Genomic DNA, 21,686 nt, shown 5'->3' on the forward strand with positions numbered 1-21,686 from the left:
GCACCCTGTCTGCATGATCGTAAAAAAAAGCCCCGCCGGACAACACACAGCGGGGCAGCTTGGGGAGGTAATGCCGATACGGCTTACTGGAACTTGTACGAGACGCCGATATCGTAGCGGCGGCCGTAACGCTCCCACGTCAGCACCTGGCGGGGATCGTTGTTCTGGTACGTGATGAAGCGCTTGTTGGACAGGTTGGAGCCCTGCACGATGAAGGTCAGGCCCTTCAGGCTGCCGCTGTCGAAGCTGTAGCTGAGCTGGGCGTCGTAGCTGCTGCCCCCCTTGACGGTCTGCATGATGCGGGAAGCACTGATGCCCGACACCTCGCCCAGGAAGCTCGAACGGTAGCTGTCGCTGATGCGCGCTTCGAAGCCGCTGTGCTGGTAGTACAGCGTGGCGTTGGCCACCCACTTCGACAGGCCCGGCACGGTGATCGGATCGGGGTTGCCGGCGTACACCAGCGAGCTCTTGGTGCGGTTGCCGGTGAGGATCATGCCGAAACCGTCGAGCACCGGGGTCACCAGGTTGAACGGCGTGTTCAAGGTGACCTGAACGCCCTTCACGTAGCCGCGGCCGTCGTTGGTGGGACCTTCGACGATGCCCTTGGTGGTGCCCAGCTGGGCCTGCTGCTCCGGCGTCAGGCCGAACGGCAGGAAGGCGCTGAAGTCGTACAGGTAGGCCGCGTTCGGGTTGATGTAGTCATGCAGCTTGATGAAGTAGCCCGACAGCGCGAAGTAGCCGGCGCCGCTGCGGCACAGGTCGGAGTTCTTCGCGTCGTTGGAGTTGCACTCGTAGCCCGACCCGCCCGAGAAGTAGTGCTCGTAGCTGACGTTGTAGTTGTCGGCCATGGTCGGTGTCAGCTTCGGGTTGCCACCCTTGGCGCCGAAGTAGGCCTGGTTCGGGTCGGTGTTCGCCAGGTGCGTGAGGTTGCCGCTCACCCCGAGGCTGGCGTTCATCTGGTCCATGCGCGGGCGGGCCAGGGTGCGCGCGGCGCTGACGCGCAGGTCGTCGTTGTCGGTGAAGCCGAAGATCAGGTTCGCGCTGGGCAGGTAGCGGGTGTAGGTGGTGCTGGCGGTGACCGGAATCAGCTGAGTCTGTCCGCCGGTGACCGAGCTGCCGGGCGCCACGCGCTCGCCCACGCCGCGCTGCGAGGTGCGCTGCGCCTGGATGCCGAAGTTGCCGCGCAGGCTGACACCGCCCAGGTAGGTGTCCAGGTTCATCTGCAGGTACGGCGTGAGGGTCTTCTCGCGCACCTTCCAGTTCGGCGGCATCGCCAGCGACGAACCGAAGGTCGGCACCTGTTGCAGCGTGCCGTTCGCAAGCAGGTCGAACGGGTTGTAGCAGAGCTGCGAGCTCACGCCCATCCACGACAGCGGGTCGCAGCTGCTGCCGGTGAACGGCGCGGTCTGCACTGCATTGCCGCCGCTGATGGTGCCGCCGCCCAGGGTCAGGAAGTCCTGGTCGGTGTGGTAGGTCTTGTTGCGCTTGCTGTACGCCACGCCGAACTCCATGCTGGAGAACGGACCGCTGGAGAAGCTGCGCTCCACGCTCAGGCGCAGGTTGGCGAGGTAGTCCACGGTGTGCGGCGCGTTGATGAAGCCGGCCTGCACCACGTCGTTGCCGCCGCCCCAGCCCTGCGGGTCGGTAAGCACCATGCCCTGGGTGTAGTCCAGTGTCGGGTTGACGTAAAGAAGGCCGTTGCCGAGTTCGCTGAAACCGATGGTGTCAGTGGGGCCACTCTTGTTGTAGCCGAAGCCCGAGTAGCTTTCCAGGCTCACGTCACGGCGAGTGGCGCGCGAATAGTTTGCGTTGAGGTTGGCGGTCCAGTTCTCGTTGATGGTGAACTTGTTTTCCCAGTTGAAGTTGTAGACCCGGGCGCTGGTGCTGTTGTAGTCGTTGCGGATCACTGGCGACACGTTGGTGTAGGTACCGCTAGTCACCAGGCCATTTGAGGCTGTAATACCCGGCGCCACGATGCCACTCGCCCAGCCAAGCGGAAACTCCATGCCCTTGGCCTGCTGCACTTCCTTGAAGTTGTCGTAGGTGAGATCGATGGTGCCGGTGTAGAACTCATTCGGCTGCCACTGCACGGTGGCCAGCACGCCGCGGCGCTTCATCGAGTCGGAGATGCCGAAGTTCTTGGAACCACCTAATACCTGATTGCCATTGGCGTTCGAGCAGTTGCTTACTCCATTTGTTTTTGAGCACGAGTCGGGAGTGGGATAGCCCCACGGCTGCTGGTGCTGGATCTGCGAGGGGTTGTTCTCCAGGTCCACGCCCAGGGTGACGCCCAGGGTGTGGTCGGCGAACTGGTGCACCCACACGCCGTTGACGTTGTAGCCCTTGTCGCTGACGCCCGGGCCGCTCGACAGCTGGGACATGTCGTTCCAGATGTAATGGGCATTCAGTGCGGCCTCCGGGCCGCTCTTCTCCAGCGGGCGGATGGTGTGCATGTCGACCGTACCGGTCAGGCCCTGGCCGATCAGGTTGGCGGAGGGCGACAGGTGCACCACCACGTTGTCGAACCAGCTTGACGGGTACTGGTCGAACTGCACGTCGCGGTTGTTCGAGGTGGAAACCTGCTGGCCGCCATTGATCAGCGCGGTGGAGAAATCCGGGCCCATGCCGTGGATGGTCAGCACCTGCGGACGGCCGCTCACCGTCTGCACGGCGAGGCCGGGCAGGCGGCCGAGCGTGTCGGCGATGGACACGCCGGGCAGCTTGCCGACCTGCTCGGCCGACACCGCCTCGACGATGGTGCTGGAGTTGCGCTTCAGTGCGGTGGAATTCTCGATGCTGCTGATGAAGCCGTTCACCTCCACGGCCTGCATCTTCTGCGCCTTGTGCTTGCCGTCGGCGTCCTTCTCATCCTTCTTGGTCTGGTCGGCCGACGTGGTCGGCGCCTGATCCTGCGTGCTCTGCTGCGGGCCGGCCGCGGTCGCGGGTGCGGCCGCGGGCGTGGTGGCGGCATAGGCCGTGGCGCACATGCCAAGGCACACCGATGCAATCGCCATTGCCAGCATGTTGTGTTTCAGAACCATGTAAATCCCCTCCCACGAATGGTGTGTCGCCGTTGATCTCGGTTATTGGTGTTCCCCGCGCTTCCGTCGGCGACAACCGTCGGCAGGTGCGCTGCCGAGCTTTTCGGCGGCGTGTTTGCATGGTAGGCCGGCATTTCCGCAGCGAAGCATTTCCTGCATACGTATTCATGGCGGGCGCTGTATTGCGCTTGCTGCGCTGCGGTAGCGCGTGCTCCTGCACCGGGCCTGCACGGCGCGGGCCGCAACGCGGCTTGACTTTGCGGGCGGCATGGAGACGGCGGCCGCGTGCCCATCCTGCATTGCATGCCGCAGCTGCAGCACGAATGAATACGTATGCACACTCGTGCTGCTTGTCACGGGCCTGCGGCTAAGCTGATCGCCACTCAATGACGGGTGGGCGGATGTGCCTGCCGCATGTCGCAGGGACACGTTCCATGACCGAGGCACCCTGGTGGCGCGGAGCCGTCATCTACCAGATCTATCCGCGCAGTTTCCTGGACACCGACGGTGACGGCGTGGGCGACCTGCCGGGCATCATCGAACGGCTCGACTACGTGGCCGGCCTCGGCGTGGACGCGATCTGGATCGCGCCGTTCTTCCGCTCGCCGATGGCCGACTTCGGCTACGACATCGCCGACTACCGCGACGTCGATCCGCTGTTCGGCACGCTGGCGGATTTCGACGCGCTGCTGGCGAAGGCGCACGCGCTGGGCCTGAAGGTGATGATCGACCAGGTGCTCAGCCACACCTCGGTCGAGCACGCGTGGTTCCGCGAGAGCCGCCAGAGCCGCGACAACCCGAAGGCCGACTGGTACGTGTGGGCCGACGCGAAGGGCGACGGCAGTCCGCCGAACAACTGGCTGTCGCTGTTCGGCGGCAGCGCCTGGCAGTGGGAGCCGCGCCGCGGCCAGTACTACCTGCACAACTTCCTGACCTCGCAGCCGGACCTGAATTTCTACCACCCGGACGTGCGCGCGGCGATCCTCGACAGCGTGCGCTTCTGGCTGGACAAGGGCGTGGACGGCTTCCGCCTGGACGCGATCAACTTCTGCTTTCACGATGCGTTGCTGCGCGACAACCCGCCCAAGCCGAAGGACCAGCGCGTGGGCCGCGGCTTCAGTCCGGACAACCCGTACGCGTTCCAGTACCACTATTACAACAACACGCGACCGGAGAACCTCGCGTTCCTCGGCGAGCTGCGCGCGCTGATGGATCGCTACCCGGGGGCGGCCACGCTGGGCGAGATCTCCTCGGAGGATTCGCTGGCGACGATGGCCGAGTACACCCGCCCCGGCCGGCTGCACATGGGCTACAGCTTCGAGCTGCTCACCGACGACTTCAGCGCTGCGTACATCCGCAGCACGGTGCAGGCGCTGGAAGCGCAGATGACCGACGGCTGGCCGTGCTGGGCGATCTCCAACCATGACGTCGAGCGCGTGCTGACGCGCTGGGGCGGTGGCCAGCCTTCGCGGCAACTGGCCAACCTGCTCACCGCGATGCTGTGTTCGTTGCGCGGCTCGGTGTGCATTTACCAGGGCGAGGAGCTGGGCCTGACCGAAGCCGAGCTGCCGTACGAGGCGTTGCAGGATCCGTACGGCATTGCGTTCTGGCCGCAGTTCAAGGGCCGCGACGGTTGCCGCACGCCGATGCCGTGGAGCGACGTCGACGCGCAGGCCGGTTTCAGCGGCGGCATGCCGTGGCTGCCGGTGCCGGCGGAACATCACGCGCTGGCGGTGAGCCGGCAGGAGGCCGACCCGCATTCGGTGCTGAACGGCTTCCGCACTTTCATGCACTGGCGCAAGTCGCAGCCGGCGCTGCGCTGGGGCGACATCGCCTTCATCGACACCGCCGAGCCGGTGCTGGCGTTCACCCGCCGCCTGGACGGGCAGACCGTGCTGGTGGCATTCAACCTGGCTGGCGCCGACGTGGCGATCGACCTGCCCGCGGAGCTTGGCGAGCCGCAGCCGCTGGACGGCCATGGCCTGGTGGCTGGCCGGCTCGACGGCCGCCGCCTGCATCTGCCCGGCCACGGAGCATGGTTCGCCAGCGTGGCGTGATGATGCTTCGGCTCGTCGTCCTGCCGTGGCTGCTGCCCGGCGCCTTGCTCGTCAGCGGCAACGCGATCGCGTCGCAGGGCGGCGCCGTTGACGCACCGGTGCAGTTGCAACTCGACGCACCGGCGTTCGCGCCGCAGAAGATCGCGGTCACGGTCTACCCGCCGCCGGGTTACACGCCAGCGGCGTCGCGTCGCTACCCGGTGCTGTACGCAAACGACGGCCAGGACATGGCCGCGGTGGAGCTGCAGCCGACGCTGGCGCGGCTGTACCGCGAGCGGGCGATCGAGCCGGTGATCGTGGTGGCGATCCGCATGCTCGACGACCGCGCCAGCGGCTACGGCCTGTTCGATCGTGCCAGCGCGCGCAGCCTCGTCGGCGGTTCGCGGATCGGCCCGATCGGCGTGCGCGCGCAGGACTATTCCGCCTGGGTCGCCACCGTGCTGGTGCCATACGTCGACGCGCACTACCGCACGCGCAGCAGCGCGCGCGGACGCGCCATGCTGGGCTGGTCGCTCGGTGCACTGAACGCGTTCGGCCTCGGCTGGCAGTATCCGGAGCTGTTCGGCCGGGTCGGCGCCTTCTCACCCTCGTTCTGGCTGGCGGCGGACCGCAGCAGCGCCACCGCGATCCAGCACACCCGGCTGGCGCAGGCGATGGTCGATCGCGGCCCCCGGCGCGCCGGCCTGAGGTTCTGGTTCGCGGCGGGCACGGCGGAGGAAAGCGCGGACCGCGACGGCGACGGAGTCAACGACACGATCGACGACGTGCAGGATCTGCTGGAAGGCTATCGCGGTGCCGACGGCTTTCGCACGCGCGGCCTGAGCCAGCTCGGTTATTCGATCAACCTGGACTACGCGGGGCATCCGTCGCGCAGGGCGGATGCCTCGTTGTTCCTGTTGCCGGGCGGCCAGCACAACCAGGCGTCATGGAGGCAGATGTTGCCGCTGTTCCTGCGCTGGGCTTACGGCCGGCGTTGATCTTGGCCTTGCTCCTCCCCTGCGTATAGCGGGAGGTCGTGACGGAGAAGGTCAAGGGCTGAATCCACCTCAGTCCTCCCCTGTTAAGCAGGTTCGTAGGGCGGGCACCGCCCGCCGCACTTCCGGCATGCCGGAGAGCCGGCGGGCGGTGCCCGCCCTACTTGGTCAAGGCGAGTTCGCAACACGAACCCGACGACAGCGTGGGTTACTTGCGCTCGGCGGCGCTGGTGTCGCGGATCGCGCGGAATTCGGAGTCCTTGCTCCAGTCCGGCCACTGGTCGGAATTCGCCAGCTGGTTGCCCACGGCGTAGAGCAGCTGCAGGTCGCGCGCCATGCCGGTGAAGGTCCAGCTGGCCTGCCATTCGTCGCCGGGCTGGTGGTAGCGCTTGGCGGTATAGTCGTCTGCCGTCGCCTTGCCGGCCTTGATGCCGCCGTCGATCCAGTCGTTGCCGGAGCCGAACGACACCGCCGGCACGCCGCGCTTGGCGAACGAGAAGTGATCGGAGCGGAAGAAGTAGCCGGCTTCCGGCTTCGGGTCCGCGGTGTAGCTCATGCCGTACTGCTTCGCCTTGGCCACCAGGTCGTCCAGCAGACCGAGCTTGGCGCTGCCGGAGATGGTGAAGTTGCGCGCCGGGCCGTGCGGGTCGAGCGCGTCCATGTTGAGCACGCCCACCGTGGTGGCCAGCGGGTACAGCGGGTTGGCGGCGTAGTACTCGGAGCCGAGCAGGCCCTTCTCCTCGGCGGTGACGTTGAGGAACACCACCGAGCGTTCGGGCTTCGGCCCCTGCGCGAACGCGCGGCCCATCTCGATCAGCGCCGCGGTGCCGGTGGCATTGTCGACCGCGCCGTTGTAGATGCGGTCGCCCTTCGCGTCGGGCGTGCCGACGCCGAGGTGGTCCCAGTGGCCGCTGTAGATCACCGTTTCGTCCGGATGCTTGCTGCCCTCGACCATGCCTACGATGTTGTGCGAGGTGATCACCGCGGAGTCGACCTTGAAGTTCGCCGAGAGGCTCTCACCCTTCAGCGTCACCGGCTTGAACGCCCGCGTCTGCGCCTGCTTCTTCAGCGTGTCGAAATCCAGCCCGGCATGCTTGAACATGCGCACTGCCAGGTCCCGCTGGATCCAGCCTTCCAGTGGCGTATGCGTCGCGGCGGGCTTGTCGCGCACGATGTCGAACATCGCGTTGGTGTTGGAGTTCTTCACCGTGGCCCAGCCGTACGAGGCCGGCGCGGTTTCGTGCACGATCAGCAGGCCCAGCGCGCCCTGCCGCGCGGCTTCCTCGTACTTGTAGGTCCAGCGGCCGTAGTAGGTCATCGCCTTGCCGCCGAAGTCGCCGTGGCCGGTCTCGAAGTCGGGGTCGTTGATCAGCACCACGGCGATCTTGCCGTGCAGGTCGACGCCCTTGAAGTCGTCCCAGTTGCGCTCGGGCGCCTTCACGCCGTAGCCCACGAACACCAGGGGCGCGTTTTCGATCGCCACCGTGGTCGAGCCATCCATCGGCGCGCGCACGGCGATCTGTTCGCCCTGGGTCAGCGCTTCCTGCTTGCCGCCGAGGCCCAGCTTCAGCGCCGGCGCGCCCACGATCTGGCTGCGCCGCAGCGGTACCGCCTGGGTCCAGCCGCGCTTGCCGTCCTTGAGATCGCCGCCGGGCTGCAAGCCGGCGGCCTGCATCTGCGCCACCACGTAGTCGATGGTCTTGGCCTCACCCGGCGTGGCCGGACCGCGGCCTTCGAACGCATCGGAGGACAGCGTCTTCACCTCGGCCGACAACCGTTCGGTGCTGAAAGTGGGGGTGTCGGCGGCCTGCGCAGTGGCGCAGGCCGCCATCACCAGGGCAGAGAGGAGCAGTCGCTTCACGGGCAGTCACCTGTCGGGGGGAGAGAGGATTCCCCGATGGTAGTGAGCGACCGCGGGCGGGTCCAGCCGGCGGCGGACGCCTAGTAGGTGCCGACCACCTTGCCGCTGGTGGCGTCGATCTTCAGCTTGACGGGATTGCCGGCCGGGTTCCTGGCCTTGGCCTTCCACATGCCGTCGTCGAAGTCGATGTCGTGCACGTGCGTGTAGCCCTGGGTTTCCAGGGCGGCACGGACATCGTCCTTGCTCAGCCGCGACACCTGCTCGTCCGGGTACACCTGGCCGGTGCTGGCGTCGATGCGCAGGTCGACCCGGCGGCCGTTCGCGCTCCTGGCTTCGGCGTACCACATGCCGTCCCTGAACTTCAGGTCGTGCACCTTGGTATAGCCCTGCGCGGTGAGCTGGCTTTGTACCTGCGGCTCGGTCATCGCCTGCTGCGCCACCGCAGCGGAGGAAATGCCCAGCGCCAATGTTCCCAGCGCCAGGGTAAGGGTCAGTGGAGCGAGTTTGTGGGCCATGGAGGACACCTGGTTGCGTGCGGAAGTCCGAGTCTCGAATCGGCCCAAGCAACCGGCGGTGAACGCGGCATCCCGCTGCTGGCTGGCGTTCAGGCAGGTGACGCGGGCGTCAAGTTTTTCACTGCTGCGCCGATAGCCGTGTTCATGCCCGGTAGTCGCCAGTTGGCTATAGTGCCGGCTGGCCCAGGGGGTGAGGTTTCGATGAGTGAGCGTCAGGCACCGTTTCGCCCTTCCGGCGGACCGCAGGGCACCCGGTTTTTTTCCACCGAGGCATTGCGGCAATACGCCAGCGAGACCGCGAGCGCGACGGAACGCCGGATCAGCGTGCACGAACCGGTGCTCGAAGGCACCAGCGTCGGCATCGAGGGGCATCGCTTCGCGCTGGGTCCGGGCCGCCAGTCCATCGGCCGCCGGGGCGACAACGAGATCGTCATCGACGACCTCAGCGTGTCGGGCAACCATGCCTGGATCACCAACCAGAACGGTCACTGCGTCATCGTCAACACGCTGTCCACCAACGGCACCTTCGTGAACGACCAGCGCATCCACGAGGTGGCCTTGTGCCACGGCGACCACATCCGGCTGGGGCAGGCGGAGTTCGTGTTCCTGACCCGCGAGCACGGCCAGCCGGAACCTGCATCGCGGCGCCGGATCGTCGCGGCCGTGCTGCTCGCCGCGGTGGCGGTGCTAGCGGCGCTGGCCGCGCTGGCGTGGTGGTTGCGCGGGTCGCCGTGAGCGCGGACGCCATTCCGCAGCAGGTCGGCCGCTACCGCATCGAGGGCGTGCTCGGCGAAGGCGCGATGGCAGTCGTCTACGCCGGCTTCGACCCGGACATCGAACGCAAGGTGGCGATCAAGTGCCTGCACCGCGAGGTTGCCGCCGACCCCGCCTACCGGCGCCGCTTCCTGATCGAGGCGCGCGCGGCCGGCCACCTGACCCACCCGCACATCGTCACCATCTTCGACGTCGGCGAGACCGACGACGGCCGCTCCTATATCGCGATGGAGCGGCTGCCGGGCGAGACGCTTGCCAGCGCCGTCGCCCGCGAGGGTTTTCCGCCGCTGCCGGTGATCATCGACCTGGTTGGGCAGCTCGCGGCGGCGCTCGACTACGCGCATGCGCGCGGCATCGTGCACCACGACGTCAAGCCCGAGAACATCATGCTGGTCGACGGCTGGAGCTACGCCAAGATCAGCGACTTCGGCATCGCCGAGCGCCGCGGCTCGCCGGGCGACGTCGGCGGGGCGTCCGCGGAAATCGGTGGCACCCCGGCCTACATGGCGCTGGAGCGCCTGCGCGGCGAGCGCACCGATGCGCGCAGCGACCTGTTCTCGCTGGGCGTGGTGCTGTACTGGCTGGTCGTCGGCAAGCTGCCGTGGCCGGATATCGGCAACCCGCAGCAACTGCTCCGCAAGCGCCTGCGTCTGCCGCGGCCGCCGATCCGCCCGCGCGACCCGACCACGCCGTCGATCCTGGTCAGCATCGTGCGCACCCTGCTGGCGCCGGTGGCGGAGTCGCGCTATCAGCGCGGCGCGGAGGTCATTGACGACCTCCGCCTGGCCGCGCGCGAGTACGAGCGCGAGCGCGAGAACCCGCTGACCACCCGCATCATTTCCCTGCGCCTGCGCTGGGCCAGCAGCCTGGGCGCGATCCTGAGCCTGGTGCTGGTGCTGGGGCTGGCCGCGATCTATGCCAAGCAGAACGCCGCGGTGACTGGCGTGGCGCTGGATTTCGGCAGCTCGATGGGGCGCATGATCGCCGGCGAGTCGGCCGAGAACCTGCTGCTCGGCGACCAGGCTGCCACGCGCGCGCTGGTCACCGACGTCTCGCGCAACCAGCAGATCCGCTACCTGGCGATCGCCGACCGCGATGGCGGCGTCATCGCCAGCACGCAACCGCGGGAGGTCGGCCAGCGGCTGCCCGCGCCCGACGGCGAGAAATACCTGGCGCCATCGGGTGACGTCCAGAGCTACCTCAGTCGTACCGCGGGCGACCGGGGGGAGGGCGGCATGCTGCTGTTCGACGTGCCGATCCAGTACCAGGCCAAGACCGTGGGCGAGCTGCGCCTGGGCATCAGCAACGCGGCGCTGCGCGCGGCGCAGCGGACCACCTTGGGGGTGATCGCCGTGGTGCTGGTGCTGACCCTGGCCGCGGTGGTCGGCGCGGCCTACTGGCTGTTCCGTCGCCCGCTCAACATGCTGGCCCTGCTTGGCGATGCGCTGCTGAAGGTGGCGCGCGGCGATTTTCGCCACCGCATCCGGCTGGCCCGCCGCGACGAGTTTGGCCGGCTGTTCGATGCCTTCAACCTGATGAACGGCGCCTTGCAGGCGCGCCAGCACCGGTCCGCGACGCCCGCGCCGGCCACCGCCGGCGAGGATGTCACGCGGCCGACGCGGATCATGGCCGCGGTCACGGAAGACGGTGCCGGCGAACCCTGAGCTGCGGCTCAGTATTGCTTGAGCCGCTGCTTGAGCTCGCGTGCGCGGGTGCGGTAGACGATCGCCGGTTCGTAGTCCGGCGCGATCGCCAGGACCCGGTCCCACAGCGCGATAGCCTGGTCCAGTTGCTGGTCGCGGTACAGCACGATCGCGCGCTCGTGGTACGAGTCCAGCAGTTGCTTGCGCAGCGCGACCGCGCCGGTGCCCGTCGGCTTCAGGCTGGGGTCGATGCTCAGTGCCTGGTCGAGGCGGGCCAGCGCCTGCTGCTGGTGGCCCTGGCCGAGCAGGGACACACTCTCGTCCTGCAGTCGGCGCGCGGCGGTCGCCGGTGGCTCGGCGGATCGCACGACCGCCGTCGGCAGCGTGGTCGCCGCCGGCGCCGCGGGTGCGGCATCGGCGCCGGCCGACAGCGGCATGTGCAGCGTCTCGCCGACGCGCAGCATTGAAGGATTGGTCGAACCGTTGTAGCGGGCCAGGATCAGGAACAGGTTCGGGTCGCCGAGGTAGCGCGCAGCCAGGGTGCTGTAGGAATCGCCCGACTGCACCACGTGCGCGCGCCAGCGTTCGCCCAGCTCCTGCCGTGGATCGGCGGTGAGCTGGCGCAGCATGGCGCGTGCGGCACGGTCGCCCGGGCGCCGTTCCAGGATCTGACGCAAGGCCTTTTCGCCTTCGGCATAGTGGCCGGACTGGAGCCGGTCGCCGATCGCGGCCAGCGACGGCTCCCTGGCGGCGTTCGCCGATGTCGCCGCTGCCGTCGGCGATGCTGAGGGCGTGACCACCACCGCGGCACGCCTGTCGCGCAACTGCGCGCAGCCGCCCAGCCCCAGCGTGGCCAGGGTCACCGCCATCAGCATCGCCCGCTGCCACCGGCTGGCGGCAGCGGGCGAGAGCGTGCGGGTGTCGTTCGGCAGACTCGTCATGCGGTGATCCCCTGTGCCGGCATCCGTCTACGCCTTCCGGGTCCGCCGCGGCTTCGCCTGCGCCGCCGCAATCAACTCCTGCAGGTAGGCAATGCCTTCCTCCTCCGGGAAGAACGTCACCACGTCGGCCACGCTCAGCTGGTGCCGCTGGCGCAAGGCCAGGAACTCCTCTCGCGCCCGCGTCAGCCGCTGTGCCGCTGCGGCCTTCTTGCCAAGCGGCTTGGCCGGCGATTGCGGTTCGGGCTTGCGTTCGAGCCTGGCGAGCTCTTCCTGGAATTGGCGGAAATCGTATTTCGGGGCAGTCATGAAATAGAGGGTACTGGTTGGTGGCCCGATTTTCGCACGTCGGGCCATCGCCGCGCAGTCGCACGGGCCTTTGCCGATCTATGGCGCGTGCCGGGCAAGGCAAAAGCCCGCTAATGAGAGCAGGAGAGACTTGTTGCCATGCCTGGTGACCGGAGACGGCGAAGCGCCGAAACGGGACCTTCGTCAATCGACCTGCGGACATTGCCGGCTGATGCACCCCCGCCACTCGTCGTGCCGGTGCCATGACTCGCAGTGCGCAATCGCCGTCCCTTTCAGCGCTTTCACGGGAAGGTCACTTGACCAAGATCTAAAATCGTGACCCCTGTCACAGTTTTATGGACAGAAGCATCGTTGCGGTGGGGATGTGGGGAGGCGCAAACATGTACGGGCTATTCCGACTCCGTGCGCTGCACTGGCAGTTGCTGCTGGCATCGGTCGAGTTTGTGTTGCTGGTGGGAAGTGTCTACGGCGCGGTGGTGCTGCGCTACCTGGGCGACGTCAACACCCAGGTTGCGTTCAGCGAAGCGCTGCATTGGCGTGGGCTGCTGGTGGCGATGATGCTGATTGTCTCCATGGAGGCGCTGGGCTTGTACCAGGTCCATCTGCGGGCGGGCTGGCTCGGCCGGCTCAGTCGGCAAGGCATTGCCTTCGTGCTGGGCTGGATCGCGCTGACCGTGTTGTATTACGCGGTTCCTGCGGCGTATCTGGGCCGCGGAGTTCTGGGCATCGCGCTGGTCGTGGGCTACTTCGTCGTGGCGTTGTGGCGGGTGGTGTTCCTGGGTTTCGTGGACGCCGATCTGTTCAAGCGTCGCGTGGTGATGTTCGGCGCCGGCGAGCGTGCCGCCGAGGTGAGCCACAAGATGCGCCGCAGGACCGACCAACGCGGGTTCAAGGTCCTGGGCTACGTGCCGGTTGGGGATGATCCGATATCCGTCTCCGCGCCCTTGCTGCTGCATCCCGATGGGGCCTTGTACGAATGGGCGGCCCGGCGTGGCGTGGACGAAATCGTGGTGGGGCCGGACGATCGTCGCGGCACCTTGCCGGTGGACGCGTTGCTGGAGTGCAAGCAGCGCGGCATGGCGGTGACCGAGCTCACCGAGTTCTTCGAGCGCGAGGCCGGCAGGATCAAGATGGATCTCACCAACCCCTCGTGGCTGATATTTTCGGACGGCTTCAACAGCTCTCCGGTGCGGCGCTCGATCAAGCGGGCCTTCGATGTGGCCGTCGCCGCACTGGTGCTGGCGGTGGCATGGCCGTTCATGCTGTTGACGGCGCTGGCCATCCGGCTGGAGTCGGGCCGCGGCGCCCCGATCCTGTACCACCAGGAACGGGTGGGCGAGAACGGCGAGCTGTTCTCGGTGATCAAGTTCCGCAGCATGGGCATCGACGCCGAGCGCGACGGGGTGGCCCGCTGGGCCAGCAAGAACGATGGCCGCGTGACCCGGGTCGGGCATTTCATCCGCAACGCCCGGCTGGACGAGTTGCCGCAGCTCTGGAATGTGCTGTGCGGCGACATGAGCATCATTGGCCCGCGCCCCGAGCGGCCGCAGTTCGTGGCCGATTTCAACACCCGCATTCGCTACTACCGCTTGCGCCATTGCGTGAAGCCGGGGCTGACCGGCTGGGCACAGCTGCGCTACCCGTACGGTTCCTCGCTGGAGGACGCCGAGCAGAAGCTGAACTTCGACCTGTTCTACGTGAAAAACCACAACCTCGTGTTCGATCTGACCATCCTGGCCCAGACCGTGGAAGTGGTGCTGTTCGGGCGTGGCGCGCGCTGAAAATCAACGGACACAGAGGGGGAGCAAAGGATGAAACCGCACCCGGGAAACGGCTTTTTCTGGCTGGTGATGGCAGCGGGCTTGCTGCTGCTCGGCGGCTGCAGCAGCGCACCGATCATCGATGGTCCGACCGCGGCGCCGCCGCCGGTGGAACGCTACATCATCGGGCCGGGCGATACGCTGGAAATCTTCGTGCGCGACAACCCCAGCCTGTCCACCACCGTGCCAGTGCGTCCCGACGGGCGCATCTCGATCCCGCTGGTGCAATCCATCATGGCGGCCGGCGAAACCCCGGACAAACTGGCGAGCGACCTGGAGAGCGCGTTGGGCCGCTACGTCCGCTCGCCAATGGTGACCGTGATCGTCAAGAGTTTCGTCGGCGCCTATAGCCAGCAGGTGCGCGTCGTCGGGCAGGCGACGATGCCCAAGGCGGTGCCTTACCGCAGCGGCATGACCCTGCTCGACGTGATGATCGAAGTCGGTGGCCTCACCAAGTTTGCCGCGGGCAACGGTGCGAAGGTCGCGCGTCGGCTGCCTGACGGCGGCGAGCAGACCATCCCGGTGCGGCTCGGCGACCTGATGAACGGCACGATCAAATACAACATGGTCATGCAGCCCGGCGACATCCTGATCATTCCGCAGTCACTGCTCTGACGCAACGCGTGCGAGTGCATGGCAACCGTCAACGACATCGGGAAGGCGAAGTGATGCAGAAGCAATCGTTCGATTTGCGTGAGCTGTTTCAGCATGTGCTGCTGGAGGCGCGCACCAGTTGGCGCTACCGCTGGCATGCGCTGATCGTCGCGTGGTGCGTGGCGATCGTCGGCGCGGTGCTGGTGTTCAGCCTGCCGAACAAGTACGCGGCCAATGCCCAGGTGTATGCCGACACCGAGGCGCTGACGAATCCGCTGCTGCGCGGGGTTGCGGTGCAGCCGGATGTGCGGGGGCGTCTCCTGATCATGACCCAGACCTTGCTTTCGCGCCCCAACCTCGAGGCCGTGGCGGACAAGACCGGGTTGTCCCTGCGCGCCACGACCCCGGCGGACAAAGACGAGTTGTTGCTCAAGCTGGGCGCTGCCGTCACGGTGAAGGGCGCTGGCCCCAGGGATCTCTACGACATCAGCTATGCCGATCCCGACCGGCGGATGGCGCAGAAAGTGGTGCAGGCGTTCCTGCAGATCCTCATGAACGAGACGCTGGGCGCGAATACCGTGTCCACCGAGACGGCGCAGAACTTCCTGCAGCAACAGGTGCAGGCCTACAGCAACCGGCTGAACGAGGCGGAGCAGAAACTCGCGGATTTCCAGAAGGCCAATGTCGGCTATGTGCCAGGCCAGGGCGGCAGCAGTTACTCTGCGCGCCTGCAGGCGGCCGAGACCCAGTTGCAGAACCTGCAGGGCCAGTACGATACGGCCGTCGCCAGTCGCGCGACCACCCAGCAGCAGATGCGCGCGCTGGCAAGCAGCGGCCCGACCTCGTTGGGAGTCGACCCGCGCACCCAGGATGTCGACAAGCAGATTGCGTCCTACCAGCAGCAGCTCAACCAGCTGTTGCTGAGTTATACGGACGAATACCCCGACGTGGTTTCCACCCGCCGCATGATCGCGCAACTGCAGGCGCGGCGCGATGCGCTGCGGAAGAGTGCGCCCGCGAGCCCGATGATGGGCGTGGTCTCGGACAATCCCGTGTACCAGGAAATGCAGAAATCCATGTATTCCACCCAGGTCAGCATCCAGGCGCTGGCCACGCAGATCGCGTTGCAGAAGCGGCAGATTGCCGACCTCAAGGGCAATGTGGACAAGATCTCCGACGTGCAGGCGACCTTGCAACGGCTGATGCGCAATTACGACGTTACCAAGAAGCAGTACGACCAATTGGTGGAGCGCTTGAACACGGCCGAGCTGTCTCAGGATGCAACGCAGAGCGGCAACAATCTGAAGTTCCGTGTCATCAATCCACCGGTCGTTCCGCTGCAGCCGGTGAGCCCGAAACGCGGACTGCTGCTATTGCTGGTGCTCGCGCTGGCGCTGGTCGTCGGCGGCGGGTTTGCGTACTTCCTGCACAAGATGAACCCGGTGTTCGTGAGTCTCAAGAGCTTGCGGGAGTCCGGCGGTTATCCCGTGCTCGGCGCGCTCAGCCTGATCACGTCGCCATCGCGGCGCCAGGATCAGCACCGCGAAGTGGTCGGGTTTTGTACCGGGACCGGCCTGCTGGTCGTGGTGTTGATGCTGGGGTTCGCCTTTGACGGACAACTTGCCCGGCTGGTGCAGCATTTCTTCATGGTGGGGGCCGCATGAGCATCGTCGAGAAGGCAGTCGAGAAGCTCAAGAACCGGCAGCCGGAACCGCCGGTATCGCCAGCTGTCGAGGCGGCACCGGCGCATTCGGCGCCGACGATCGAGCGTTTGTCCGGCAGGACGCAGGCAGGGGACCCGCCCACGGAAGCCGCGCCGCCCTGGCACGTGGATCCGGTGGCGCTCGAGCGCGCAGGTTTGCTCCCCGCTGGTGACGAGGCGAACGATCGGCTCGCCGATGAGCTGCGTCGCATCAAGCAGCCATTGATGGACAATGCCATCGGAAAAGGCGCCAAGGTGTTGCCGCACGCAGGGCGCATCGTGGTGACCAGCGCGGTGCCTGGCGAAGGCAAGTCCTTCACCGCAATGAATCTGGCCCTGAGCCTGGCGCACGAGATGGATTTCGACGTGTTGCTGGTGGACGGCGATATACCGAAATCCCATATCACCCGCGCTTTGGGGCTCGAAGGGCACCCGGGGCTGATGGACGTGCTGGTGGACGAACGGCGCCAGCCCGCCGAGGTCGTCGTGCGAACCGATGTACCGAATCTGCTGGTGGTGCCGGTAGGGCGACGCCATCCGCTGACTACCGAGTTGTTCGGCAGCCTGCGCATGGAGCACGTGCTTGAAGAACTTGGCGGTCGACACCTGCGCCGTCTGGTGGTGTTCGACTCCTCGCCCCTGCTGGCGACTCCGGAGTCGCAGGTGCTGGCTTCCCACATGGGCCAGGTTGTCATGGTGGTGGCCGCGGGCTGCACGGGCCAGCATGCGGTCGATTCGGCGCTGCAAAGTTTGAGCGACTCGCAATATGTCGGCCTGATTCTCAACATGAGCTGCCTGCCGGCAAGCGAGAACTACTACAACACCTACTACGGCCTGTATCCCCGGGTTCACCTGGCCGGGGAAGCCTAGATGCGTGTCCTGTCGGCGTCGGTTGTCCTGTCGTCGATTGCCCTGGGCGGCTGGCTGACAGGAGCTGCAGCCCAGAGCGTGGACCCCTCCATGCCGTCTGCGCAGAACTCGGCCGGCGGATTTGCCGGGAGTTCCGAGAATCTCCCGCCGGGCATCATCCCGCAGCCGAGCGTCGACTCCCCGGGCGTGGTCGTGGGCGTCACGCTCGGTGAGCTGTACACCGACAACCTCATGCTGGCGCCCAGCGGCAGACCGAAACAGACCGGCTGGATCACCGAGATCCAGCCGTTCATCAAGTCCGCCTACAGCGGGCTGCGGTTCTCCGGCGTGTTTGACTACACGCTCACGGGCTATCTGTATGAGGGGCAATCGCGCCACAACCAGCTGGCGCAGAATCTCGACACTCACGGCACGCTCACCCTTCTTCCGCAGCATTTCTTCCTCGACGGCAGCGCGTTGTACGGACGCGAGGTCGTCAACAGCGAATTGCCGGCCGGGTCCGGCACGTTCTTCCTGGACAACAACCGCGCCAATGTCGGGCGGGGCACGCTCAGCCCGTACTGGATCCAGGAGCTTGGCAACGTCGGCAGCGCGATGCTGCGTTACAGCTACGGGCGCGTGCTGTACAACACCAAGGGCATTCCGGCGCAAAGCAACGATCTGTTGATCGGCACGTCCGACATCACCAGCAACGCGGTGCAGTTCAACCTCGTAAGCCCGAAGGACCAGAAGTGGACCTGGAACTTTGGCTATGTCGACCAGCGCATCGAGTTCGATTCCGGTCGCAGCTCGCGTTTTTCGATCGCCAGGCTGGGCGGTGCGGTGCAGGTCCGTGACGATGTCAGCTTGCTGGCCGATGTCGGCAGGGAGAACAAATTCCTCGCGGACGGCACGGTGGACAGGCTGGGGGCAAGCTTCTGGGACGCCGGCGTTGAGTGGTCGAATACGCTGAATGATTTCAAGGTACTGGTCGGGCACCGGTTTTATGGTCGCAGCTACCAGTTGTCCTGGACGCGTACAGCCGCCTTGTTGACGACGGTCGCAAGTTATGTGGAGCGACCCACCGATCTCAACCAGCAGCTGCTGGGACAAGGAACGGACGCCATCCCGTCACTCGGGCTCCCCGTGATCCCCTCGCTCAGGGAGCAGCGGGTTTACCTCATGAAGCGCGCCACCGCATCGGCGGCCTACGAGATGCCCAAAGGTGTCTTGAGGGTGACGTTGTACGACGAGCGGCGCAACTATTTTCTGCTGAACAGCGGTCGGGAGAGAGTGACGAATGCGGATGTCGCCTGGCTGTTCAATATCGGGCCATTGACCACGTTGACCCCCACGTATGCCTGGCAGCGTTACCGCTACCGGGACGGGCAAACCAACTACAGCCAGTACGCGCAACTGGATCTCGTACACCAGCTCGATCCGAAGAACTTCGCCAGCCTGCGGCTGCGCCGCTATTCCCGCCATGTGCATGCCGTGTCGTCCGACGCGCACGGATACCGCGCGAACGTGGTTTTCCTGCAGTTCACCCATCTGTTCTGAGAACGGCATGTATCAGGCGTTTTACAAACTGCGTGGCAAGCCTTTCCAGTTGACCCCGGATGCGGGAATGCTGTTCCCCAGCAAGGGTCACAGGCGCGCCATGGCGTATCTGCTCTACGGTTTCGAGCAGGGCGAAGGCTTCGTGGTCATCACTGGTGCAGTCGGAACCGGCAAGACGCTGCTCATCCAGAAGCTGTTCGAGGAACTCGCGCAGCGCAATCTTGCCGTAGCCAGCATCGCCTCGGCCAACCTCGATGGCGACGACATCTTGCCGGCCGTGGCCGCGGCGCTTGCCCTGCCTTTTGAGGGGCGCGGCAAGGAGGCCCTGCTGCAGGATGTGAAACGGCACCTGATATCGCTGCATGCACGTCAGACGCATGCCCTGCTGGTGGTGGACGAAGCGCAAACGCTTACCCCGGCGGCACTCGAGATGCTGCGCATCCTGTCCAACTTCGAATTCAGGGGCCGAGCGCTCCTGCAGGTATTTCTGGTCGGCCAGACCGAACTGCGGCGCATCATCGTCAGCAACCACATGGAACAGTTGCGCCAGCGCATCATTGCTTCCCACCGGCTTGATCCCATGAGCGAGGAGGAAAGCCGCGCGTACATCCTGCATCGCCTGCATGCCGTCGGCTGGAACGACGACCCGGAACTGGCGCCCGACATTTTTACCGGGGTTTACCTGGCCAGTGGCGGGATCCCCCGCAAGATCAATCTCGTCATGGACCGCCTGCTGTTGCACGGTTATCTGGAGGAGCTGCACAGCCTGGACCAGACGGAACTCGCCATCGTGCTCGACGAGATCCACGAGGAGATGGCCGGCGCGCCGGCGACGCTGGAAGCGCCCGCCGTGCCCGGGGACCTGGATCTGACGCGTGCCGTCGTGCCATCGGATCCGGAAAGCGCACTTGCCGCGCTGGACCTGGAGCGCAACAGGATCATGTTGCAGTTGCTGCGCGAAGAGGTCCGACGCCGGGAGGTGCTGTTGGCCGCGCCGCCGCAAGCTTCAATCGCGCACGAGGCAGTGATCGCCGACACGCTACGTTCGGGTCAGGAAAACCAATGAGCACGGCGGCGCCACGGCCCGAGCCTGTCACCAACGCCATGACGGTGGATGTGGAGGACTATTTCCAGGTGGCGGCCTTCGAGCAGTGCATCCGACGCGAGGATTGGCCGCGCTGGCCCGTCCGCGTCGACGGCAATACCCGGCGCGTGCTTGAGCTTTTCGAGCGGCACGGCGTGCATGCCACCTTCTTCGTGCTGGGCTGGGTGGCGGAGCGCTTCCCCGCGCTGGTGCGCGACATCAGCGCCGCCGGCCATGAGATCGCAAGCCACGGGTTCGGCCACGAGCGCTTGACGAATCTGAGCCGGGCGGAGTTTCGCGACAGCATCACGCGCACGAAACTTCTGCTGGAGGACGTCACCGGTACCGCCGTGTATGGCTACCGGGCACCCAGTTATTCCATCGGACCCACCACGTTGTGGGCCCACGAGGAATTGCGCGACGCCGGGTACCGCTACAGTTCCAGCATCGTGCCGATCCATCACGACTTGTACGGCATGCCCGCGGCACCGAGATTCCCGTTCTTTGCGAAGCGCTCCGGCTTGCTCGAAATTCCGGTGACGACGGTGCGGCTGTGCGGGCGCAACTGGCCGTGCGGCGGTGGCGGTTATTTCCGCTTGTTGCCGTATGCGCTGTTCAGGCGCGGCCTGCGGCGCGTCAACCGGCGCGAGCGGCGCTCCGGAGTGTTCTATTTTCATCCATGGGAAGTGGATGCGCAGCAGCCACGGGTGCCCGGCGTGACGCTCAGGAACCGGGTGCGCCACTATTTGAACCTGCCCCGCACGGCGCCCCGGCTTGAGCGGCTCGTGCGCGATTTCCGTTTCGACCGCATGGATCGGGTGTTTCTCGCCCGCGCGCCCGCCGATTACCCGGTGGTGGCGCTGCAGGCCGTCGAACTCGGTGCGCATTGAGGGGATGCGAGATGCTCGACCGTGCGCACGACAGTCATTCCGCCGATCCTTGCACCATCAGGCGTCTGGAAAGGGGCGACGAACGGCGCTGGGACAACTTTGTCGAGGGTGCGCCGCGGGCCACGTTTTTCCACCGGGTGGCCTGGCGCGGAATCCTGGAGCAGGTGCTCGGACACCGCTGCCACTATCTGTACGCGGAACGGCACGGGGTCATCACCGGCGTTCTGCCGCTCGCGGAGATACGCAGCCGGCTGTTTGGCCACGCACTGATCTCGATGCCGTTCTGCGTGTACGGCGGAGTGGTGGCGGGCGACCTGGGCAGCGAGGCACGGCTCACCCGGGCCGCCACCACGCTCGCCGACGAGCTGCGCGTCGACTATCTCGAACTGCGTGACCGCGAGCTGCGCCATCCCGGCTGGCCGGTCAAGGATCTGTACGTGGGCTTCCGCAAGGCGATCTGCGCGGACCACGACAGGAACCTCAAGGCGATCCCGCGCAAGCAGCGCGCCATGGTGCGCAAGGGCATGGGCGCCGGCTTGCAGGTGCGCCACGACGGCAGCATTGCCGAGTTCTACCGGGTGTACGCCGAGAGCGTGCGCAATCTGGGTACGCCGGTGCTGTCGCGCAACTATTACACGCGGTTGCAGCAGGCGTTTGGCGAGGATTGCGAGGTTTCCGTGGTCACCCACCAGGGACAGCCGGTGGCCGCGGTGATGAGCTTCTACTTCCGCGATGAAGTGCATCCGTATTACGGCGGCAGTGTGGCGCGTGGCCGCGATCTGGCGGCCAACGACTTCATGTACTGGGCAGTGATGCAGCGTGCGGCCGAGCGTGGCGCCCGGCTGTTCGACTACGGCCGCAGCAAGCAGGACAGCGGTTCCTACCACTTCAAGAAGCATTGGGGCTTCGAGCCGCAACCGCTGCCGTATGCCTATTACCTGGTGCGCGCCAGGACGGTGCCGAATATCAGTCCCACCAACAGCAAGTACCGACTTTTCATTGAAGCCTGGAAGCGGCTGCCGCTGCCGGTGAGTTGTGCGCTGGGGCCATGGCTTGCGCGGGATCTGGGCTAGCG

General features: G+C 66.2%; 17 protein-coding genes. 12 read left to right on the top strand and 5 right to left on the bottom strand.

Translation table 11 applies throughout. From position 1 onward, the window contains the following. Positions 1-83: 83 nt before the first annotated feature. On the bottom strand, positions 84-3,041 hold the full coding sequence (locus UUA_RS02660; RefSeq protein ID WP_008434042.1) for a TonB-dependent receptor: 2,958 nt from the start codon (positions 3,039-3,041) through the stop codon (positions 84-86). Positions 3,042-3,475: 434 nt separating this feature from the next. Between UUA_RS02660 and UUA_RS02665 the strand changes: the two genes are divergently transcribed. Next, on the top strand, positions 3,476-5,098 hold the full coding sequence (locus tag UUA_RS02665) for an alpha-glucosidase family protein (protein ID WP_008434043.1): 1,623 nt from the start codon (positions 3,476-3,478) through the stop codon (positions 5,096-5,098). Further along, positions 5,098-6,075, top strand: a complete 978-nt coding sequence (locus UUA_RS02670) for an alpha/beta hydrolase (protein ID WP_039953444.1) — start codon at positions 5,098-5,100, stop codon at positions 6,073-6,075. Before UUA_RS02665 ends, UUA_RS02670 begins: the two co-directional genes overlap by 1 nt. Before the next feature lie 205 nt (positions 6,076-6,280). On the opposite strand, the gene UUA_RS02675 is transcribed toward UUA_RS02670, so the two are convergent. Both UUA_RS02675 and UUA_RS02680 read right to left on the bottom strand, forming a co-directional pair. Continuing rightward, a complete protein-coding gene (locus tag UUA_RS02675; RefSeq protein ID WP_425476874.1) occupies positions 6,281-7,903 on the bottom strand; it encodes a M28 family metallopeptidase in 1,623 nt (540 codons plus the stop codon). Positions 7,904-8,013: 110 nt separating this feature from the next. Further along, complete coding sequence (locus UUA_RS02680) at positions 8,014-8,448, bottom strand: PepSY domain-containing protein (RefSeq protein ID WP_039953445.1); 435 nt, start codon at positions 8,446-8,448, stop codon at positions 8,014-8,016. 201 nt (positions 8,449-8,649) lie between these two features. Here UUA_RS02680 and UUA_RS02685 point away from each other — a divergent pair, with 201 nt between their 5' ends. After that, positions 8,650-9,183, top strand: a complete 534-nt coding sequence (locus UUA_RS02685; RefSeq protein ID WP_153023007.1) for an FHA domain-containing protein — start codon at positions 8,650-8,652, stop codon at positions 9,181-9,183. Further along, positions 9,180-10,886 carry a protein kinase domain-containing protein gene (locus UUA_RS02690; RefSeq protein ID WP_039953446.1) on the top strand — a complete coding sequence of 569 codons (1,707 nt, stop codon included), beginning with the start codon at positions 9,180-9,182 and terminating at the stop codon, positions 10,884-10,886. Before UUA_RS02685 ends, UUA_RS02690 begins: the two co-directional genes overlap by 4 nt. Before the next feature lie 8 nt (positions 10,887-10,894). Here the strand turns inward: UUA_RS02690 and UUA_RS02695 are convergent, their stop codons facing one another. Further along, on the bottom strand, positions 10,895-11,806 hold the full coding sequence (locus tag UUA_RS02695; RefSeq protein ID WP_008434053.1) for a LysM peptidoglycan-binding domain-containing protein: 912 nt from the start codon (positions 11,804-11,806) through the stop codon (positions 10,895-10,897). A gap of 27 nt (positions 11,807-11,833) precedes the next feature. Continuing rightward, positions 11,834-12,112, bottom strand: a complete 279-nt coding sequence (locus UUA_RS02700; RefSeq protein WP_008434054.1) for a hypothetical protein — start codon at positions 12,110-12,112, stop codon at positions 11,834-11,836. A 380-nt stretch (positions 12,113-12,492) separates the two neighbouring features. Between UUA_RS02700 and UUA_RS02705 the strand changes: the two genes are divergently transcribed. Genes UUA_RS02705 through UUA_RS02740 form a run of 8 tightly spaced genes read left to right on the top strand, consistent with a single transcriptional unit; the run spans position 12,493 to position 21,684 of the window. Continuing rightward, positions 12,493-13,893, top strand: a complete 1,401-nt coding sequence (locus UUA_RS02705) for a TIGR03013 family XrtA/PEP-CTERM system glycosyltransferase (RefSeq protein WP_008434056.1) — start codon at positions 12,493-12,495, stop codon at positions 13,891-13,893. 30 nt (positions 13,894-13,923) lie between these two features. Then, a complete protein-coding gene (locus UUA_RS02710) occupies positions 13,924-14,547 on the top strand; it encodes an XrtA/PEP-CTERM system exopolysaccharide export protein (RefSeq protein WP_008434058.1) in 624 nt (207 codons plus the stop codon). A gap of 53 nt (positions 14,548-14,600) precedes the next feature. Beyond that, positions 14,601-16,190: an XrtA system polysaccharide chain length determinant gene (locus tag UUA_RS02715; RefSeq protein ID WP_008434059.1), complete on the top strand. Its 1,590-nt coding sequence runs from the start codon at positions 14,601-14,603 to the stop codon at positions 16,188-16,190. Then, positions 16,187-17,098, top strand: coding sequence for a P-loop NTPase family protein (locus tag UUA_RS02720; RefSeq protein WP_008434062.1), 912 nt, complete (start codon positions 16,187-16,189; stop codon positions 17,096-17,098). The genes UUA_RS02715 and UUA_RS02720 overlap by 4 nt, the downstream gene beginning before the upstream one ends. After that, positions 17,099-18,637 (top strand): TIGR03016 family PEP-CTERM system-associated outer membrane protein, encoded by a 1,539-nt coding sequence (locus UUA_RS02725; protein WP_039953447.1) that lies wholly within the window; start codon positions 17,099-17,101, stop codon positions 18,635-18,637. A 7-nt stretch (positions 18,638-18,644) separates the two neighbouring features. Continuing rightward, positions 18,645-19,703 (top strand): AAA family ATPase, encoded by a 1,059-nt coding sequence (locus UUA_RS02730; protein WP_039953448.1) that lies wholly within the window; start codon positions 18,645-18,647, stop codon positions 19,701-19,703. Next, positions 19,700-20,611, top strand: coding sequence for an XrtA system polysaccharide deacetylase (locus UUA_RS02735; RefSeq protein ID WP_008434067.1), 912 nt, complete (start codon positions 19,700-19,702; stop codon positions 20,609-20,611). Before UUA_RS02730 ends, UUA_RS02735 begins: the two co-directional genes overlap by 4 nt. An 11-nt stretch (positions 20,612-20,622) precedes the next feature. Beyond that, positions 20,623-21,684 (top strand): FemAB family XrtA/PEP-CTERM system-associated protein, encoded by a 1,062-nt coding sequence (locus UUA_RS02740; RefSeq protein ID WP_008434068.1) that lies wholly within the window; start codon positions 20,623-20,625, stop codon positions 21,682-21,684. The last annotated feature ends 2 nt before the right edge of the window (positions 21,685-21,686 follow it).

It is taken from the genome of Rhodanobacter thiooxydans LCS2 (assembly GCF_000264375.1).
Classification (GTDB): Bacteria; Pseudomonadota; Gammaproteobacteria; order Xanthomonadales; family Rhodanobacteraceae; genus Rhodanobacter; species Rhodanobacter thiooxydans.

Bases quoted from the DNA above. Each gene is read 5' to 3' on its own strand.
- UUA_RS02720 (WP_008434062.1), top strand. From the start codon at position 16,187: ATGAGCATCGTCGAGAAGGCAGTCGAGAAGCTCAAGAACCGGCAGCCG.
- UUA_RS02725 (WP_039953447.1), top strand. From the start codon at position 17,099: ATGCGTGTCCTGTCGGCGTCGGTTGTCCTGTCGTCGATTGCCCTGGGC.
- UUA_RS02740 (WP_008434068.1), top strand. From the start codon at position 20,623: ATGCTCGACCGTGCGCACGACAGTCATTCCGCCGATCCTTGCACCATC.
- UUA_RS02715 (WP_008434059.1), top strand. From the start codon at position 14,601: ATGCAGAAGCAATCGTTCGATTTGCGTGAGCTGTTTCAGCATGTGCTG.
- UUA_RS02695 (WP_008434053.1), bottom strand. From the start codon at position 11,806: ATGACGAGTCTGCCGAACGACACCCGCACGCTCTCGCCCGCTGCCGCC.
- UUA_RS02680 (WP_039953445.1), bottom strand. From the start codon at position 8,448: ATGGCCCACAAACTCGCTCCACTGACCCTTACCCTGGCGCTGGGAACA.
- UUA_RS02685 (WP_153023007.1), top strand. From the start codon at position 8,650: ATGAGTGAGCGTCAGGCACCGTTTCGCCCTTCCGGCGGACCGCAGGGC.
- UUA_RS02705 (WP_008434056.1), top strand. From the start codon at position 12,493: ATGTACGGGCTATTCCGACTCCGTGCGCTGCACTGGCAGTTGCTGCTG.
- UUA_RS02735 (WP_008434067.1), top strand. From the start codon at position 19,700: ATGAGCACGGCGGCGCCACGGCCCGAGCCTGTCACCAACGCCATGACG.
- UUA_RS02710 (WP_008434058.1), top strand. From the start codon at position 13,924: ATGAAACCGCACCCGGGAAACGGCTTTTTCTGGCTGGTGATGGCAGCG.
- UUA_RS02660 (WP_008434042.1), bottom strand. From the start codon at position 3,041: ATGGTTCTGAAACACAACATGCTGGCAATGGCGATTGCATCGGTGTGC.
- UUA_RS02670 (WP_039953444.1), top strand. From the start codon at position 5,098: ATGATGCTTCGGCTCGTCGTCCTGCCGTGGCTGCTGCCCGGCGCCTTG.
- UUA_RS02675 (WP_425476874.1), bottom strand. From the start codon at position 7,903: ATGGCGGCCTGCGCCACTGCGCAGGCCGCCGACACCCCCACTTTCAGC.
- UUA_RS02700 (WP_008434054.1), bottom strand. From the start codon at position 12,112: ATGACTGCCCCGAAATACGATTTCCGCCAATTCCAGGAAGAGCTCGCC.
- UUA_RS02730 (WP_039953448.1), top strand. From the start codon at position 18,645: ATGTATCAGGCGTTTTACAAACTGCGTGGCAAGCCTTTCCAGTTGACC.
- UUA_RS02665 (WP_008434043.1), top strand. From the start codon at position 3,476: ATGACCGAGGCACCCTGGTGGCGCGGAGCCGTCATCTACCAGATCTAT.